Source organism: Vibrio sp. SCSIO 43140, assembly GCF_023716585.1.
Lineage (GTDB): Bacteria > Pseudomonadota > Gammaproteobacteria > Enterobacterales > Vibrionaceae > Vibrio > Vibrio maritimus_B.
The window spans coordinates 2,245,505-2,263,440 of sequence record NZ_CP071850.1 but is presented as its reverse complement, the minus strand read 5'-3'; the positions used below and the strand labels follow the sequence as shown (position 1 = coordinate 2,263,440).

Annotated in this window: 15 protein-coding genes; 10 read left to right on the top strand and 5 right to left on the bottom strand. The window is 43.4% G+C overall.

Going from position 1 to position 17,936, the window contains the following annotated elements; translation table 11 throughout:
- Nucleotides 1–56: 56 nt before the first annotated feature.
- From J4N45_RS10770 to J4N45_RS10755, 4 genes are all read right to left on the bottom strand, one after another.
- On the bottom strand, nucleotides 57–3,176 hold the full coding sequence (locus J4N45_RS10770) for an efflux RND transporter permease subunit (protein WP_006072857.1): 3,120 nt from the start codon (nucleotides 3,174–3,176) through the stop codon (nucleotides 57–59).
- A gap of 2 nt (nucleotides 3,177–3,178) precedes the next feature.
- Nucleotides 3,179–4,882 carry a copper-binding protein gene (locus J4N45_RS10765; RefSeq protein ID WP_252011404.1) on the bottom strand — a complete coding sequence of 568 codons (1,704 nt, stop codon included), beginning with the start codon at nucleotides 4,880–4,882 and terminating at the stop codon, nucleotides 3,179–3,181.
- A 17-nt stretch (nucleotides 4,883–4,899) separates the two neighbouring features.
- Nucleotides 4,900–6,276: a TolC family protein gene (locus tag J4N45_RS10760; RefSeq protein WP_503055115.1), complete on the bottom strand. Its 1,377-nt coding sequence runs from the start codon at nucleotides 6,274–6,276 to the stop codon at nucleotides 4,900–4,902.
- A gap of 89 nt (nucleotides 6,277–6,365) precedes the next feature.
- Nucleotides 6,366–6,764, bottom strand: a complete 399-nt coding sequence (locus J4N45_RS10755) for a hypothetical protein (RefSeq protein WP_252011403.1) — start codon at nucleotides 6,762–6,764, stop codon at nucleotides 6,366–6,368.
- A gap of 188 nt (nucleotides 6,765–6,952) precedes the next feature.
- Between J4N45_RS10755 and J4N45_RS10750 the strand changes: the two genes are divergently transcribed.
- Entirely contained in the window at nucleotides 6,953–9,385 is a 2,433-nt protein-coding gene (locus J4N45_RS10750) for a PAS domain-containing hybrid sensor histidine kinase/response regulator (protein WP_252014684.1), read from the top strand.
- 142 nt (nucleotides 9,386–9,527) lie between these two features.
- Here the strand turns inward: J4N45_RS10750 and J4N45_RS10745 are convergent, their stop codons facing one another.
- Nucleotides 9,528–9,815 (bottom strand): hypothetical protein, encoded by a 288-nt coding sequence (locus J4N45_RS10745; RefSeq protein ID WP_252011402.1) that lies wholly within the window; start codon nucleotides 9,813–9,815, stop codon nucleotides 9,528–9,530.
- A 611-nt stretch (nucleotides 9,816–10,426) separates the two neighbouring features.
- Here J4N45_RS10745 and J4N45_RS10740 point away from each other — a divergent pair.
- From J4N45_RS10740 to J4N45_RS10700, 9 genes are all read left to right on the top strand, one after another.
- Entirely contained in the window at nucleotides 10,427–10,861 is a 435-nt protein-coding gene (locus J4N45_RS10740) for a MerR family DNA-binding protein (RefSeq protein WP_252011401.1), read from the top strand.
- Nucleotide 10,862: 1 nt separating this feature from the next.
- Nucleotides 10,863–13,583 (top strand): heavy metal translocating P-type ATPase, encoded by a 2,721-nt coding sequence (locus J4N45_RS10735; RefSeq protein ID WP_252011400.1) that lies wholly within the window; start codon nucleotides 10,863–10,865, stop codon nucleotides 13,581–13,583.
- Nucleotides 13,584–13,763: 180 nt separating this feature from the next.
- The gene (locus J4N45_RS10730) at nucleotides 13,764–14,051 is read left to right on the top strand and encodes a hypothetical protein (RefSeq protein WP_006072868.1); all 288 of its coding nucleotides are present in this window, start codon (nucleotides 13,764–13,766) and stop codon (nucleotides 14,049–14,051) included.
- Nucleotides 14,052–14,070: 19 nt separating this feature from the next.
- The gene (locus J4N45_RS10725) at nucleotides 14,071–14,313 is read left to right on the top strand and encodes a hypothetical protein (protein WP_252011399.1); all 243 of its coding nucleotides are present in this window, start codon (nucleotides 14,071–14,073) and stop codon (nucleotides 14,311–14,313) included.
- Nucleotides 14,314–14,601: 288 nt separating this feature from the next.
- Entirely contained in the window at nucleotides 14,602–14,979 is a 378-nt protein-coding gene (locus tag J4N45_RS10720) for a DUF3316 domain-containing protein (protein WP_006072866.1), read from the top strand.
- Between the two features lie 52 nt (nucleotides 14,980–15,031).
- Nucleotides 15,032–15,373, top strand: a complete 342-nt coding sequence (locus J4N45_RS10715; protein ID WP_252011398.1) for a P-II family nitrogen regulator — start codon at nucleotides 15,032–15,034, stop codon at nucleotides 15,371–15,373.
- A gap of 30 nt (nucleotides 15,374–15,403) precedes the next feature.
- Nucleotides 15,404–16,087, top strand: a complete 684-nt coding sequence (locus J4N45_RS10710) for a heavy metal response regulator transcription factor (protein WP_252011397.1) — start codon at nucleotides 15,404–15,406, stop codon at nucleotides 16,085–16,087.
- Nucleotides 16,084–17,403, top strand: coding sequence for a heavy metal sensor histidine kinase (locus J4N45_RS10705; protein ID WP_252011396.1), 1,320 nt, complete (start codon nucleotides 16,084–16,086; stop codon nucleotides 17,401–17,403). Before J4N45_RS10710 ends, J4N45_RS10705 begins: the two co-directional genes overlap by 4 nt.
- Nucleotides 17,404–17,479: 76 nt before the next feature.
- Nucleotides 17,480–17,896, top strand: a complete 417-nt coding sequence (locus J4N45_RS10700) for a hypothetical protein (protein WP_252011395.1) — start codon at nucleotides 17,480–17,482, stop codon at nucleotides 17,894–17,896.
- The last annotated feature ends 40 nt before the right edge of the window (nucleotides 17,897–17,936 follow it).

Sequence of the window (17,936 nt, the reverse complement as noted above, 5' to 3'; positions counted from 1 at the left end):
TTGTGTGGGTAGTGGATCTCTTGTTTCAATCATGGTTCAAGAGATCCTGTGTTGAACTATTGCGTTTCTTTAGATTTCCAGAGTTTGAAGATCGCAGGAAGAACCAACAACGTAAGAAGCAGTGCTGACGCCATCCCTCCAATCATTGGCGCAGCAATGCGTTGCATCACCTCCGAGCCAGTACCTGAGCCGTACATTATCGGGATAAGGCCTATGATAACTGTCAATACTGTCATCATAACGGGACGAACACGTAAGCCGGCCCCTTCTCGAATAGCATCCGTAAGCATCTCTGGAGTGACTTTCTTATTACTTTCTTGTGCAGACAGTTTTGCTGCATGCCAAGCTTGATTGAGATAAACCAGCATTATCACGCCAATTTCCACAGCCACACCAGCCAAGGCAATGAAGCCTACGCCAACAGCAATCGAAAAGTTGTAATTGAGGTAGTGCATCAACCAAAGGCCACCAACCATTGCAAGTGGTAGAGTACCCATGATGACAAAGACTTCACCAAAGCGACGGAAACTCAAGTAGAGCAATAGCATAATGATGGCTAGCGTCACTGGCACAACGACACTCAATCGCTGTTTTGCGCGCTCCATATACTCGTACTGACCTGACCACGCCAATGAATAACCTGCAGGCAACTCCAACTGGTCAGCGACAACTCTCTGAGCTTCTGTAACATATGAGCCTAAGTCCCTCTCGGCGATATCAACAAAGACCCAACCATTAGGTCGAGCATTCTCAGTTTTAATCATTGGCGGGCCATCTTCATATCGAATATCAGCGACGTCAGCCAGTGCGATTCGAGCTCCGTTAGGAGTAACGAGAGGTAAATTCTGCAGCTTAACTACAGAGTCTCGGTAGTCTTGTGGATATCGAACGTTTATGGGATAACGCTCCAATCCTTCGACACTCTCTCCCACATTCATCCCACCAACGGCGGTGGAAATGACTTGCTGAACATCATTGACATTTAATCCGTAACGAGCTGCTGCCACACGCTTGATATCAATCGTAACGTATCGTCCTCCAGCTACGCGCTCCGCGTACACTGAGACTGTACCTTGTACACTATTCAAAATAGGCTCGATATCTGCTCCTATTTTTTCAATAACGGATAAATCAGGTCCGGCAATTTTGATACCTATTGGGGTTTTGATCCCCGTTGCTAGCATATCGATACGTGTTTTAATTGGCATGACCCAGGCGTTAGTTAAGCCAGGAAACTGGACTAAGTCGTCAAACTCTTTACGAAGTGATTCTGTAGTGACGCCTTCTCGCCATTGCTCTCGAGGTTTCAATTGAATTGTGGTTTCAATCATGGTCAGAGGCGCAGGATCTGTAGCCGTTTCAGCGCGACCTATTTTGCCCCACACACTTTTGACCTCGGGCACGGTCTTGATGAGCTTATTAGTCTGTTGCAGTAGCTCTCTGGCTTTACCTATGGATATGCCAGGGTAAGTAGTAGGCATATACATCAGATCACCTTCATCCAGAGGTGGAATGAATTCACTGCCTAGCTTTGAGGCAGGATAATAGGCAGAAGCCATCAGACCCAACGCAAGAACAATCATCGTTTTAGGAAAACGAAGGCTAAGGTTTAACATTGGTCTGTAAAGTGCGATAAGTCCTTTGTTTACCGGATTTTTATGTTCTGGCAAAACCTTACCGCGAATAAAGTACCCCATCAGAACGGGAACTAGGGTTATTGCAAGACCGGCAGCTGCGGCCATAGCATAAGTTTTCGTGTATGCAAGAGGCGAAAACATCTTACCTTCCTGTCCTTGCAGTGCAAATACAGGCACGAAACTTAACGTTATTATCAATAGTGAGAAAAAGAGTGGTGCACCTACTTCCTCTGCTGCTTTGCCAATGATCTGCCAACGGTTTTTATCTGTCAAAGGCGTCTTTTCAATGTGCTTATGGACGTTCTCTATCATAACAATAGCACCATCCACCATTGCCCCTATCGCAATCGCAATTCCCCCCAAAGACATTATATTGGCGTTAATGCCCTGCCAATGCATGACAATAAATGCCGATAAAATCCCGACAGGTAGACTTATTGCAATAACTATCGAAGAGCGAATATGGAACAAGAATAATGCACAAACGATAGCAACAACGATGAATTCCTCAGCCAGTTTTTTCCATAAGTTTTCGACTGCTGCATTGATCAATGTTGAGCGGTCATACGTTGGAACTATTTCAACGCCTACAGGCAAGCCACGTTGAAGTTCCTCCAGCTTAGCCTTGACATTATCGATGACCTCACTTGCGTTTTCGCCAAAACGCATGACAATCACACCGCCTACAGCCTCTCCCTCACCGTTAAACTCAGAGATGCCTCGACGCATTTGTGGTCCTAGGTCGATATCTGCAATATCACCAAGTAGCAGAGGCGTACCCTTACTCGTCACTTTAAGCGGAAGAGCCTTAATATCATCGATACTGGTTAAGTAGCCGGTCGTGCGGACCATGTGTTCGGCTTCAGCCACTTCTATAACAGATGCACCAGACTCTTGGTTACCATTCTTAATTGCGCTGTTGACTTGCTGTAAAGTTAGGTCGTATGCACGCAGTTTTGCAGGATCAATTTGCACCTGGTATTGCTTGACCATACCGCCAACAGTCGCTACCTCAGAAACACCTGCTACGGTTTGTAATTCATATTTAAGAAACCAGTCTTGAATACTGCGAAGCTCGGCTAGATCATGGTTCCCCGTTTTGTCTTGTAGAACGTAGCTATAGATCCAACCAACACCTGTTGCGTCTGGCCCCAGCGTCGGTTTTGCTTGTGAAGGTAAGTTAGGTGCGACCTGACTCAGATACTCCAAAACTCGCGAGCGCGCCCAATACATATCTGTATCATCATTAAAAATGATATAAACATATGAGTCTCCGAAGAATGAGTAACCTCTAACGGTCTCTGCTCCCGGAACTGCGAGCATCGCTGTCGTCAATGGGTAGGTGACTTGATCTTCAACAACTTGAGGTGCTTGACCAGGATAGCTAGTTTTTATAATGACTTGAACATCTGAAAGGTCCGGTATGGCATCAACTGGCGTGTTTTTGACGCTATAAAGACCAGCGAGAGTTAAGAAACACGTCGCAACTAAAACAAGAAATCGATTATTGATAGACCAGCGAATTATTGCTCCTATCATAGCTACTCTCCTCCTTGCTTGAGATCAGAAAGGACAAAATCGCTACCACTTTTTAATATCAAGAACTGAGCTACTTCCCCCTCTGAAAATCGTGTTAGATCCAATGACCCGTCTGTTGAGAAATTAATTTCTCCTTCACCCCAGCCCCATTCAGGCACCTCACCATGACGAACGGTGATCATTCCAAAGTCAGCCATGAGCATTGTAATTTCACCATCGACCCAAATCTCACGTGGCATGTTGCTCTCGCTGTTTTTTACGTCGGCGACTATATATTGACCATCCGGTGATTTAACCATCTCAAATTCAATGCTCTGACCAGAAGCGAGATTATTTAAATCAACATCTGACTCGACACTAAAATCCATCGTCATACCCGGCCAATTCCATTCTGGGACTGGTTGGTGGTTAATTGTAAGCATTGAGTGTTCAACCATTACATTGGTGATTTCGCCTTTAGCCCACACTGAATCTAGTGATGATTCCACGCCATTGATACGTGAAAGGTCCGCACTTTGACTAGACTCTGAATCGAGCATGAACTGAGCTGACGTTACTACAACATCTTCAGGTGTAAGCCCTTTGAGCACTTCCACTCTATCTCGAGCTTCTCGACCAATATTTATTCTAGCCGAACGGTATTTTCCATCCCCTTCAGAGAGCACTACTCTCGTCATTCCACCTGAGCGTATGACGCTCGAACGTGGTATGGTAAGCACCGCCTCTTCTGTCTTGGGTTGAAGTGCAATATTGGCAAACATATTGGGCTTCAATTGAAAATCAGGGTTAGAGAATTTAAGTCTAACTCGAAGTGTGCGTGTTGCAGGGTCAAGGATAGGATAAACATAGTCAACTTCACCACTCCACTCTTTCCCTGGAATTGCATCCAGAGTCATAACTGCTGCACTACCAGATTTAATCCATTCAGCTTGACGCTCAAAGACTTCAGCATCGACCCAAACTTCATTAATAGGTCCAGCACTAATAACAGATTGAGCTGGAGACAGGTAACCACCTTCTCGAACATTCAAAGTAGCCACAACTCCTGTTCCAAGTGCTTTAACATCAACAGTTTGCGAAGCTCTACCTTGTTTTACAATCTCTCTAATTTGCGTTTTATCTACACCCAATGTTATTAGCCGCTCTGTTGCCCCCTTGATCAAAGAGCTACGTTTAGTGCGGTAAGCATTGAGTAACTCTTCCTGAGCTTTAACTAATTCCGGAGAGTAGAGCTTAAACAACACATCCCCTTTGCTTACTCTTTCGCCTACTGCATTTATGTAGAGCTTTTCCACCCAACCTGAAACGCGAACATTAGTTTGCCAAAGCCGACTTTCATCAAAAGCGATATACCCGACGGTCTCGATACGGGGCGATAGCTTCGCTATTTCGACTTTTTCTGTCTTTACACCAAGATTATTCTCCACAGAAGGGTCAATTTTTACTGTTCCTGGCTTATCATTGTCACCGTTCAAGTCATCTGCATAAACAGGTATGAGGTCCATACCCATAGGTGATTTCCCAGGTTCATCTCGCTTGTAATTGGGATCCATGGGGGCGACCCAATATAGTGGTTCATTCACATCCTTCTTAGAGGTAGTGTTTGACGCAACAGACATATCATGTCCAGTTAAAAATTGTGTGCTCACATACCCAAGACCCGCGCCTACCGCGAGAGCCAGTAGCGCTATATTTAGCGTTTTCATTTTACTTACCTATGTAATTATTGGTTTTTCGTCGGTTTTGATAGCTCAGGGGTATCTGCCTGAAAATCGAATCCATTCAAGAAGTAAGACAGGTTGCTATTCACGACATTTAAATCAGCTTCCAATCGTAGCGCTTCTATCTCGATATCTAGCTCTTCACTAGCCGCGGTGATGACATCACTGAATTGAGCGGTATTGTTCTCATACCCCCTTTCTACGGCTCCAGTTCGAGCTTTCGCCTGAGGTAATAAGCTTCGTTGATAGCGTTCAAAGCGCTCTTGGAGATTCTGTCGATCCATAATCAATGCACTTACCTTGGCGTTCATTTGAGCCAGAAGAGCATCTTTGTTGGATTTGGAGGCGACAACTTGATATTCCGCTGCCGCATGGTTTTTGTCCTGGCGGTTACCAGTGAACAGCGGGATATCCATTGTGACATAGGCACTTAATAAGTCCGGTGCGGTTGTCCCTCGCATATTCGGGGCTTGTCGGTGGGCATACATAGCCTCAATCCCGAATTGAGGTTTGTAAGCCTCCTCCGCGATCGAGACTTGTGTCTCACTAGCTGCAATTTGCATGTCAGCAATGCGAACCATTGGGTGCTGATTCAGAATCGGAAAGAAGCTGGAATGACTTTGACTACCTAGTTGCTCTTCAAGGCGCGACCAATCAAGCGATACATTAGCAGACAGCTCAGGCTGACTTGATAACCAACCAGCCCCTAGCCATTCCGATAGTTGGGATAGGATACGAGCTTGCATTTGTCGGTTAGCATGTAACTTTTCATCCAATTTTCCTACTTGCAGTTGTGCACGGATTAGGTCTTGAGATTCACTGTTGCCGATAGCGTAGTTGGTTTGAATGAAACGCTCCATCTCCTGCATCAGCTGACGGTTTTCAAGCAAAACACGTTCTGAGTGTTGCGCAAAACCTAATTCAAGCCAAAGTTGAGTAATGTTGTTTACGATTTCTAGTTCTCGGACACCGACCTGAAACTCAACCCCGTCAGCTTGCTGCTGAGCTTTTTTACTCTGAAGCTCCAAAGTAGAACCTCGTCCAAATTGTTGCATTAAGCCCACTGAAATATTGGTCATTGGGTCTTCGTCAAATCGAAAACTATCGGTAGGTAAACCTCCAACTCCCAGTTTGAGTACAGGGTCATTAAGTGTAGAACTGGCTATCCCTGATTCTCGCATTGCTTCCGATTGAGCGTAATATTGCGTACGACTAGAATCGTTAGAAAGCCCTACAGCAATAAGCTGCTCAAGCGATACGTTAACCGACTGGATCAAGGTTTGCTGCTTCACTCCAGATGTACTCGTAGCATGAGCAACTGGCGCTATGGATAGGATTGCACTCACAGCTAGTACAACCGGTCTAAAAGATATATTCACAATTATTTCCAAATCTACGAGCCTGCGTAGCAGGCGCGAAAAAAAACTCCTCTAGACCTGACGGTCAGAGGGATATGAATTGGGAATAATTAGACCCTGGGGGGGCGTTCGAACTGACTTGCTATCTGATTTGGTTGTCCAGCAGCGGCTTCGCTGTGTTTTAAAAGTCGAGCGTTATGATGGACCAGAATGATGGGGGAGGGAGAAAGACCAAACGCAGTACCGCAAAGTGTAGTACAACATGCGTGAACCCCTTCTTGTCCCTGGGAACAATTGTTCTCGTCGGAGATGTCTGCGTGACTGGCGTCTAGTGCATGCTCACCAAGAAGCTCATGGGTATGTGCCATTTCACAGTGAGCGGCCATTTCTTGCGCTTCGTTGTTTAGACCCATGGCCATAGACGGCATTGCAGACACAAACGTAGATGCTACGATTGCAACAATACTCACTAATGTAATCCATGTTTTATGGTTAACGTAGATGCGCATAAGAGACCTTTCTTTAATTAGATAGAAGTATAAACGTACTCCTACTAGGTTTGTCAACTAAATCACTCTAAATTAGTATTCTTCGTTAATATCGTTACTACCTGCAGCCTATACCAATGACAAGTTATTGCTTATCACTTCAAATAACCTAAATTAAAGTCAATAAGCTTAAAAAAGGGAGTAACGTGATGATGCTTAAAGGACTAAGTGGAAAGACTCTTGTACTAATCTACACAATCTTTGTGATATGCGTCTTTACCATTGCATCCATAGGCATTTTAGGTCGTGAAGCCCAGAGCGCTATTAGCTCTCTCCAGAACAGTGGAACCAAACTAGAATTGCACGCAGCTAAACTGTTTGTAGAAGAGTACCTTGATAACGCCAAAGCTCGTGTTCAATTAGCATCTAGCAACAAAGACATTATCTCTCTTCTCAGCGATGACAAAGAGATAAACTTAGATGCAACGCTACATCGCTATGAGGGTGACAACAGATCAGTTCTGTTCGCAGTCTTTAACAAAGACCGAAAAGTGCTTTATGAAGACAAATTTCGACACCCCTCTCGAGCCAACGAAATTGACATTTTTAATACCATGAAAGCTCAAGCATCTGATTTATTGAAGCCCCCACCGGTCTACTTATTACACAATGACACTGAGCATATTTGCATTAAAATATTCATGCCCATAATGGTAGGCGACAAATTTATCGGAATGGTATTTGGTGAGACTCCTGTTGATTATGACGAGCTTTTCGGGGAACTCATTGATCCCAAGGAGCGCTGGTACGCGCTGACACAAGGCTCCGTTTCAGACTACGTGCGCCAAAATGCTCTTGAGTCTTGGCTTGTGAACGATGTAAAAATTGCTACCGCTGGTTTAACTCTAATGCAAGGTCTCAATCCCGCTTTCATCAAATCACAAGTCGATCACTTTATGACTCACATCTATACGGCAATAGCGATCGTGATTGGAGTAAGCTTCGTGTTAGTGCTGTTTGCCGGTAATAAAGTTCTTGTAAATCCACACCGAGAGTTAGAAGCATCTCAAAAGGAACTTGCACAAAAAAACGCTGAACTAATTGAAAGAGAACGAGAGAGCAAGTTACTCGCTACAGTTGTTAAAGCTGCACGAGATGCCGTTGTAATAACAGACAAAAAGGGAACAATAGAGTGGGTAAACCGTGCATTTGAGGAAATGACAGGCTACGCACTAGAAAGTGTTCAAGGTAAAAAGCCGGGGCACTTTCTCCAAGGAGAAAAAACCGAAGAGTCGACTAAACAAAGGATTGCTAAATCATTAGCTAAAGGCCTACCAATTAAAGCTGAGATTTTAAATTATGATTCGCAAGGTCGAGAGTATTGGGTTGACATAGATATCACTCCTATTTCTGATGAGAATGGTAACCTTGACCGCTTTATTGCTATTGAACGAGATGTAACAGAGTATAAAAAGCTTGAGAATACGCTTACAAATACGGCCAGAGTTGCCAATGCAGCTAACGAGGCTAAGTCCGCTTTCTTAGCAACCATGAGCCATGAAATAAGGACGCCAATGAACGGCGTTCTGGGACTTACTCAAATTCTAGAGAAAGAAATTACAGACCCTAACCATCGAGAGGTTCTACAGTTAATCTTGAGCTCAGGCAATCACCTTGTTTCCATTTTAAACGATATACTCGATATTTCTAAAATCGAGAATGAAGCTCTCACACTAGAGCACTCTCCGTTCAAGATGACAGAGATTCTATCGCCCGTTAAAAATACGTATCAGAGTCTCTGCTCTGAAAAAGGATTACTATTCGAAGTCATCGACAATACACCTCCAAGTACTCAGTTCATCGGTGACCAAGTAAGGTTAAGACAAATTCTGCTCAACTTGGTAGGTAACGCTTTAAAGTTCACACAAAAAGGAAGTATCGTTATCAACGTTGAGGTCACTGGCGGTGGGATGTGTCGGTTTGAAGTAAAAGATACAGGCATTGGTATTACACCAGAACGATTAGATAGTGTTTTTGAGAAGTTCGAACAAGCTGAAGCGTCTACTACGCGCCAATTCGGAGGGACAGGCTTGGGGCTATCGATTGTCAGAAGCCTCGTCGAACTTATGGGAGGCGAAATTCTGGTTGACAGTAAAGTAGGACAAGGTTCGACATTCACAGTTTTGCTCCCACTCCCCTCCATTGTTAACGAAAAGAAAAACGAGGAAACCCATGAGGTCGCACACGTCGACTTTTCTTCTTATCGTGTTCTACTCGTTGATGACAACGCTATAAACAGGATAGTTGCAGCGAAATTTTGTCAATCGTTGGGTATCGAAGTAGAGAGTTGCTCAAATGGCGCAGAGTGTCTAGAGATGTTTAATCCTGCACGATTCAATTTGGTTATTCTAGATAACCACATGCCAGTAATGAATGGACCAACGGCAGCATCAGAGTTAAGGAAACGTTATGGAGAACAGATACTTATATTTGGTTGGACCGCTGACGTGATTAGTGAGAATAGAGAAGAATTCGTGGCTAGCGGTGTAGACACTGTGATAGCCAAACCACTGATAAAAAGAGACCTTGAGGTCGCTCTGAGGAATTATTTAGTTGAGAGAAGAATTAAAAAGATATCCTAGCAGTGGATTGAGAGTTGCAACATATAGTGCTCTTTCTGATTTTACGACCGAGGTACCTAGGAATAAGGACTATTTCAATAATGCACAAGCAAAAGCCTTCTTGCCCCAGAGCTGGAAAACGTTGAGGTTCAGCTTGATGAGACTACAATAAGAGATCATTGTTACTTGCCTTAACTGCATAGGTGGGATGTTCGCTATGTTCCTTTAGTGGAACCGTGTGCTGCGTTAGGGCTTCCTCGGAGTTATTGAACAGTTCGATGACAGCAATCGGCAAGATATGCTGCGCTGTTTCGGCCAACGCACTGTCATACATTTCCGTAAAATGCTTATCCAACGCAAAGTAAAGCAATATCGAGAGAGATATAAGTAAAACAACGCATAGCCAAACCAAGTGACGGCTTAATTGATACGGTAAGCTGCTCTGTGACATTTTAACTATTACCGAATCGATAACCCAGCTCACGAACCGTTTTATCGAATCAAACAAGGCGTGGTTACAAAGTCTCTTGGATGGCCAGCACTAGAAATGGATGCCATGTTTGGCTTCAAAAAGCATATGGCATATCTCCCCCTAAGTCAGTAGAGGTGCACCCGACAGGTATTCCAACTGAATCTACTTTAGACTGGGCCGGGAGCGTTGCAGAGAAACTCTAGTGTTTTTAGCTATGTTGTTAGGCGATTCGTGGCACTATCTGAATCCGAAAAAACCCCAAGCCATTTAGAGTTAATGTTCATTACATTATTGTAATTAGCTTCCAATTCATCCCTCATCAATAAAATTCCTCTTAAATTTTTTCTCAATATGCTTGACCTATGTCTAACACATAGGTTTTAAGCTACAACTAATACACATTAGCAACGAATTGGAGAGAATTATGAGTTGTTGTAACAAAGCCCCAAATGGTGGGAGCAGTGACCCTAAATTGTTGTTAAAACTGTTCATCGGGTTATTTATGATTATATTTTTAGTCGCATTGATTTTTGGCTAGCAACATAAACGAATAAAGTCTCATGCGCATTAAACCTTCAGAGGAGTTTGTTATGTTGACAACTGAAATTGCGAGAGCAGCAGGTGTGACCGCTGAAACAGTCAGGTTTTACACTCGAAAAGGTCTTCTTTATGCAGAGAGAGATCCTAACAATGGCTACAAGATATACCAGCAAAGTGCGGTTAGTCGCCTGAAGTTCATTTCTCATGCAAGAACTATTGGTTTTAGCCTTAGTCAGATTCAAGAAATCATTGATTACTCTGAGCAAGGGCAGGCTCCTTGCCCTGCTGTTAGGCAAATGCTGACTGATAAAATCGTAGAAACCAAGCAAAAGATCCAAGAATACCAACGCCATTTAGCCATGATGGAAGCGACTTACACAGAGTGGGATGAAAAACCGGATATGGAGCCCAACGGCAACGCATTGTGTTGCCTAATCGAGGACTGGTCTGAGAAGCACCATCAAGTTTTACCCGAGGAAAACTAACATGAACACCACACAGTATTCTCTAGCACTTTCCGGCGTTAATTGTGGCCGATGTGTCGCTAAAATTGTAGATGGGTTACGTGAAAGAGACCCGGATGTATCTTTCACTATTAATGATACAAAACACAGAGCAGAGCTTATTACCACGTTAATGCCGGAAAGCGCGATAGAAGTCATTGCAAAGCTAGGGTATGTGGCTTCAATACCTATGCAACAAGAGTATCGTACATCAGTATCTAATGTTACTTGCCAACACTGTGTAGGTAAAATCACTAATGCAATAGCTGAACTGGACGCTACTGCTCAAGTCGTTGTTGATTTAAACAAGCAAACATTGGTGGTGAATAGTAGTTTGAACGGCGATGAAATTGAAAGCGTATTAGTCGAACAGGGTTATAGCGGCAGCACTGATGACACACATTCACAAGCTACGGATGTCATTAAATCGAATAAAGTGAAAACAACACAGGCGGTGGATGTCAGTATTGAGCTATCATTAATCGGTGTCACTTGCGCAAGTTGTGTTAATACGATTGAAGGTGCGCTTATATCGGTGTCAGGAGTCGGCTCTGTTGACGTGAACTTTGCGAATCGCACGGCGACTGTGGTTTCAAGTCAGCCTGCCAGCGTACTAATTGAGGCGATACAAGGCGCAGGATATGACGCAGAAGAAATTGTCGATCAGGCGTTAGCAAGCGACCTCAAAGAAGAGCGTGAAGCTGAGGAGTATCGCTTTAAAGTAAAACAAAGCGTTATTGGTCTTGGTCTCGGCGTGCCGTTGATGGTATACGGCCTGTTCGGCGGACCAATGAATGTCAATACGCAATCTGAGCAGTTGCTGTGGTTGGCCGTAGGTTTAGTGACATTTTTCATTTTAGTCCGTGCGGGCAAGCACTTTTTTACTGGAGCTTGGAAGGCCTTTCTGAACCGTAATGCGAACATGGATACGTTGATAGCGCTGGGAACGGGTACCGCCTGGCTCTATTCAATGGTGGTCGTAGTCGGGCCGCAGTGGCTTCCAGAAAGTGCAAGGCATCTTTACTTTGAAGCTACTGCCATGATCATTGGTTTAATCAATTTAGGACAGGCGCTTGAGTTAAAGGCGCGGGGCAGAACTTCGCAGGCTATCAAGCGTTTGCTTGATTTGAGAGTCAAAACTGCCATGGTGATTCGTGACGGCAAAGAGATATCTATACCGATTGAACGAGTTATCGCAGGCGACTTGATCCGCGTTAGAGCCGGTGAAAAAGTTCCTGTTGATGGTGTGATTGTAGAAGGTGAGACAACGGTTGATGAGTCTATGCTCACTGGAGAGCCAATTCCTGTTGTTAAACAAGTGGGCAACTCAGTGTCTGCAGGGACGATTAATGACCACGGAAGTTTCGTTTTTGAGGCGCAGAAAGTGGGCAGTGATACCGTTCTTGCTCAGATCATCAGTATGGTGTCGAACGCGCAAAACTCAAAGCCACCAATCAGCCATCTAGCCGATAAAGTGTCTTCGGTGTTTGTACCAACCGTGATGATTCTATCGATTCTGACAGCGCTGACTTGGTATAACTTTGGCCCCCAACCTTCTTTAGTTTATATGATAGTGGCAGCTACCTCGGTGTTGATCATCGCATGCCCATGTGCACTTGGTCTAGCAACGCCGATTTCTACTATGATCGGTGTCGGTAAGGCTGCCGAGTTTGGTGGGCTAATCCGAAATGGAGAAGCGCTGCAAAGAGCCAGTGAATTGGATGTCGTCGTATTGGATAAAACCGGCACGATTACTCAAGGTAAACCTGAAGTAACAAATTTTGTCTCGTTGTCAGAGGATTCAGAGCTTCTGCCTCTGGTTAATGCTTTGGAGAAAGGGTCTAACCATCCACTAGCTAAAGCGTTAATCGCATTTACTCAAAATGAGGTTCTTGATGAAGCGAGCCTACCAGAAGTATCAGATTTCGAGTCATTAACCGGACTTGGTGTTCAGGCTCAGTATGAGAGTCAACGCGTGTTGCTTGGCAATCGCAAGCTGATGAACCAGTTTAACGTCAATGTTGAATCGGTAACAGAGCATGCATTGCAGTGGGAGCAAGAAGCCAACACAGTGGTGTATTTTGCGATAGGCGATCAAGTACAAGCGCTGTTCGGTATCAGTGACCCGATTCGAGATGATGCTCGAAGTGCGATAAATCGTTTTCATCAGCAAGGCATCCATGTCGTGATGCTAACGGGGGATAACCACAATACAGCGAAAGCGGTGGCATCACTCGCGAATGTTGATGAATATCACGCGGAATTGATGCCTGAAGATAAGCTTCACTGGATTAAGCAGTTGCAAGCGCAAGGGCATGTTGTTGGCATGGTCGGTGATGGTATCAATGATGCGCCAGCACTTGCTCAATCAGACGTTGGCTTTGCTATTGGCAGTGGTACGGATGTCGCAATTGAAAGTGCCGATATTACCTTGATGCGCAGCTCGCTCCACGGCATCTCAGATGTGATTGGGATCAGTACTGCCACAATGAAGAACATCAAGCAGAACTTGTGGGGGGCATTTATCTATAACAGCTTAGGTATTCCTGTGGCAGCAGGGCTTCTGTTTCCGTTCACGGGTTGGTTATTAAGTCCGATCATCGCTGGGGCAGCGATGTCACTGTCCTCTGTTACCGTCGTAACCAATGCGAATCGCTTGCGCTTGTATACACCACCTCCAGCCCCTACAACCAATGAGGAGTAGTATCATGTTAGTCAATTTTTTAGGTCTTACAGCAATCATATTTATAGTCTGGTGGTTTTGGGGTAAGAAGAACCGCTAAGATGACAAAATTGTCATGAACCCCTCCCCATTACTGATCTAAGTGCTGCGATAAACTGTGTCTCAGTTAAACGAGTTAGAGTAACTTTGGAGAGCATGAGAATGAAAAGCAAAAAGTCTGATTGTCACAAGAATGGTCATCATAAAGGTCATGGATGGATGATGATTCTATGTGCGTTATTAATGGTAGGTATTCCAGTGTTTATTCTCTCTTCTAGTCAAGAGGTGTTTAGTTGGGCATACCTGAGTAGTGCGATTGTTCCGTTAATCATCTGTTTAGCGATGCACGGTTTAATGATGAAGATGATGATGCCAAGTGAAAAGAAAGACGCCGAAACCAACGAGCAATCGGTGGCAAAGATTGAAAACGATCCACAGTTCAAAGCATAAGTAAGGGGTAGGTGATTTTATGAAAAAGTTATATATATCAGTGTTATTAAGTGGCTTAGTTGCGATGCCAGTGCTAGCGACAAGTTCCATCGATGATCAGCATCGAGACCACCATGCCGTGCAGAATGAGAAAGTACATGTTAATCGACCTCATACGGATCAAGTGAAGGATCACGAAGGGATGATGGAACACATGCAAATGATGCAAAGCATGAACATGGAAGACATGCCAGAAGAGTGCAAAAAAACGATGAGTAGCTGAACCAATGAAATACTTGGAATCAGAAAAAGTGATGCCCGTTACTTTTTTTAGTAAATAGGAGCCGCCAGCGCTAGCTGGGCGGCTCTTTATTGTTTAGAGCTACAAGATTCATCTCAGTTACTGCAAGGCTGCTTATTGAGTTGCTTGGTTTTGTTGCGGTGCGGTGAAAAGTCTATTGTTTATCTCCCACCTAAATCTCAAAATGACAAAAGTGTCATGTTTGAGTGCCGAAAACAGTCACACTGGTTTGGTTAAACTGAAGGCACCAAAACAGAGAAGGAAATAATAATGAACCCATTAGTCAAAACTCTATTAACTAGTTTTATTATACTTACCAGTGCCGCAACATTTGCACAGCCATTGTCTTCCGGTGGTAATTATGTGAGCCGAGTTGTTCATAGAACAGTTTCTATTGATGCCGTGAGCTCTAAACAACAAGCATACACATTAGGAGCTGAAAAACTGTCAGAGTTTAAGGGTATGAGCGGGCCAGATTTCAGTGCTCTGGTTCCTTTCATATCTTATGGTGGTGCACGAAATAAAACTCACCTAGAAGATGAAGGGTATGTCACTGTTCAGGAAAGGTTGAATAATCAAGGTCAGATAGAGTATGTAGCCAAAGTACATCTTAATGTTCATTATCAAGGACGAGATAGCAACAACTAATCTCAGTAGAGCTCCTAGAGCATCAATTTGCTCTAGGAGCTAAGGAGCAACTATGATTGATAAAATTTCGGTAATATTACAGGAACAAAAGCTTGAAGATATAGAACGTATCCTTTCAGAGGAAGGTGTTCGAGACTTCACGATTTATCAAGTACAAGGGCGTGGAAGTCATGCGAACCTAATTGATACCCATGCTTTAAACACACATTATCAACTAGATATTTTCATTGGTCATAACCATACTCAGACTTTAGTTGGTGCATTACTAGATACTCTATGTGTGTCAAAAGAAGGAAATGGGGTTACCTCTGTCATAAGAAATGTTTTATTATTTGATAATAATAGAAAAAATCAAATTTCTAGCCCATCATATAATCACAAGCTCGATGTATAACATCCTAGGAAATCAAGGCATTTTTCTAATATGAAGTTACTTGTTGTAGAAGATGAAGAGAAAGCAGGAGCTTACCTTAAAAAGGGCTTAATTGAATCAGGCTACACTGTAGATCTGTCTACCGACGGTGTTGATGCTCTATACTTAGCTACCACCAATGATTATGACCTGATAGTCTTAGACATTATGCTACCAAAACTGAATGGGTGGCAGTTATTGCAGACGCTTCGCAGCAGTGACATTCCTACACCTGTTATTATACTGTCTGCTAAAGATCAGGTTGAAGATCGAGTAAAAGGACTTGAACTTGGAGCGAATGATTACCTTATTAAGCCTTTTGCCTTTATCGAATTACTTGCTAGGGTCAAAAATGCCTTACGTCATCAAACTACCACAATCAAAACTGAGTCTGTTCTATGTATTGCTGATTTGAGCCTCGACTTGCTTAAACGAAAGGCAACTCGTAACAATGACACGATCCCTCTGACAGCAAAAGAGTTTTCTTTGTTGGAATATCTATTTGCGAAAAGAGGTCAAGTCGTCACTCGCACTCAGATAGCGTCCGCTGTTTGGGATATGAACTTTGATAGTGATACGAATGTCATTGATGCAGCAGTGAAAAGATTGAGGTCGAAAATCGACAAACCTTATCAGATCAAACTTATCCAGACCGTGCGAGGTATGGGGTACAAGCTTGATGACGCCGAAGAATGAAAAAATTACTAAATCAATCAATCGCACGCAAACTGGTGTTTATGTTTGTCACAGCCTCTTTTGTGGTTTTAGTCGTGTTTGCTTTAACGATCCAACACGCTATCAAGAACCACTTTAATGAACAGGACTATAGGCACCTAGAGACAAAACTCCGCCCTTTGATAGATACTGTTGAGCGTGATCTAGACTTGTTCCATTCTTGGGATATTTCCGCCTGGATATTAAACAACAAACAGGTGGTGCAAACAAATAATGAAACTATTGACTTTCCTATTGAGCTGATAGGCAGCTCCTCATATGAATGGAGTGTAGGCAATAACCGTTTTCATGCTTTTAAGTTTGATTATCCAGAGATAGAAGGTGGCGCGGTTGTTCTTGCAATGGATGTGACTCACCATAAGGTGTTTTTCGACAAGCTAAATACTATTCTATTTTGGACATTAGTTTTGACACTGAGTTTGTCGGGTGCTTACGCATTAATTATTGTTAGAAATGGACTACAGCCACTGAAACAATTAAAAGAGTATATCGCGCAAGTGAACACAAGCAACCTCAGCATGCGTATACCAAGTGACGCACTTCCGAAGGAGTTAAGCAACTTAATTATTTCTCAAAATGAAATGTTAGAGAGGTTGCAAGAAGGTCACCTCAGGTTGAGTGAATTTTCATCCGATATTGCTCATGAGTTAAGAACACCGTTGAATAATATCATGACCCAGACTCAAGTGGCACTTGGTATGGAGCGCTCCATTGAAGAGTACCAAGACATTTTAGTATCGAACATCGAAGAGCTAGAACGATTCAATAAGACCATTTCGGATACACTGTACCTAGCTAAATCTGAGAATAGGCTTCTGCATAAGAACGAGGCAGAGTTAGAGTTGGGAGAAGTAATTAACCCTTTACTTGAATACTATGAGGTGTTGGCGGAAGAGAAAAACGTTCGACTTACGCTCGATGGTTCGTCAACTCTGTTCGGTGACAAAGATATGCTTCAACGCGCATTTGGCAATGTATTGTCTAATGCGTTGAGGCACTGTTTTCATAATACGGATATATCGATAGTAATCTCCGAATCAGAAACGAGCAACAAGGTGACAATCAGCAATGTTGGTGAGCCTATTCCTGTAAGCTCTTTGCCCTATATATTTGAACGGTTCTATCGTTCCGATAAATCGCGTGTTCATAACGGAAGTGTTGGTGCTGGATTAGGGTTACCGATAGCGAAAGCGATCATGAAAGCGCATAGCGGGGATATCTTGGTGAATGCGAAGGATGAGCGAACTGAGTTCGTCTTTATTTTTAACAACTCTTAATTCCAACAAGTTTTAAAGAACACTATTGCCCGACAGTTTCTATACTGTATTATGAACGCATAGTAAAAGGTACGACATGACAAACACTCTGAGACAGACAAGCATTTTGATTATCAGCATCTTAGCAATGTTGATGTCTAGCTATGTCTCGAGTATGCCAATGATGGACATGAGTCCAATATCGACCTCTTCACTTCAACCTAAACTTTCTCATCATGAATCGATGGGAATGACTGAGAAAACAGCAAGTCATCATGCGATGATAGACTGCCAACCGATGGAAATGGCAGAGAGTGAAAGCTCTACTCATTGTGATAGCTCGTCTGTATTTGGTGGCGATTGCTGTAAAAGCGTGTGTTCTAGCGTATTCTTTCCACTCTCATCTTCTCGCTTAATCAATATATCTGAACCTGATTTAGCTCTGCGTCACCCAATCAAAATAGGCGTTACAGTAACTCGTATTCAAAGCTTACTGCGTCCACCCTCTGTTTAATTCAACTATCATAACTATTTAACCCTCAATTCTTTTTGCT

What these genes read in the sequence shown, in the direction of transcription:
- J4N45_RS10770 (WP_006072857.1), bottom strand. Translation starts at nt 3,176, where the DNA reads ATGATAGGAGCAATAATTCGCTGGTCTATCAATAATCGATTTCTTGTT.
- J4N45_RS10765 (WP_252011404.1), bottom strand. Translation starts at nt 4,882, where the DNA reads ATGAAAACGCTAAATATAGCGCTACTGGCTCTCGCGGTAGGCGCGGGT.
- J4N45_RS10755 (WP_252011403.1), bottom strand. Translation starts at nt 6,764, where the DNA reads ATGCGCATCTACGTTAACCATAAAACATGGATTACATTAGTGAGTATT.
- J4N45_RS10750 (WP_252014684.1), top strand. Translation starts at nt 6,953, where the DNA reads ATGATGCTTAAAGGACTAAGTGGAAAGACTCTTGTACTAATCTACACA.
- J4N45_RS10745 (WP_252011402.1), bottom strand. Translation starts at nt 9,815, where the DNA reads ATGTCACAGAGCAGCTTACCGTATCAATTAAGCCGTCACTTGGTTTGG.
- J4N45_RS10740 (WP_252011401.1), top strand. Translation starts at nt 10,427, where the DNA reads ATGTTGACAACTGAAATTGCGAGAGCAGCAGGTGTGACCGCTGAAACA.
- J4N45_RS10735 (WP_252011400.1), top strand. Translation starts at nt 10,863, where the DNA reads ATGAACACCACACAGTATTCTCTAGCACTTTCCGGCGTTAATTGTGGC.
- J4N45_RS10730 (WP_006072868.1), top strand. Translation starts at nt 13,764, where the DNA reads ATGAAAAGCAAAAAGTCTGATTGTCACAAGAATGGTCATCATAAAGGT.
- J4N45_RS10725 (WP_252011399.1), top strand. Translation starts at nt 14,071, where the DNA reads ATGAAAAAGTTATATATATCAGTGTTATTAAGTGGCTTAGTTGCGATG.
- J4N45_RS10720 (WP_006072866.1), top strand. Translation starts at nt 14,602, where the DNA reads ATGAACCCATTAGTCAAAACTCTATTAACTAGTTTTATTATACTTACC.
- J4N45_RS10715 (WP_252011398.1), top strand. Translation starts at nt 15,032, where the DNA reads ATGATTGATAAAATTTCGGTAATATTACAGGAACAAAAGCTTGAAGAT.
- J4N45_RS10710 (WP_252011397.1), top strand. Translation starts at nt 15,404, where the DNA reads ATGAAGTTACTTGTTGTAGAAGATGAAGAGAAAGCAGGAGCTTACCTT.
- J4N45_RS10705 (WP_252011396.1), top strand. Translation starts at nt 16,084, where the DNA reads ATGAAAAAATTACTAAATCAATCAATCGCACGCAAACTGGTGTTTATG.
- J4N45_RS10700 (WP_252011395.1), top strand. Translation starts at nt 17,480, where the DNA reads ATGACAAACACTCTGAGACAGACAAGCATTTTGATTATCAGCATCTTA.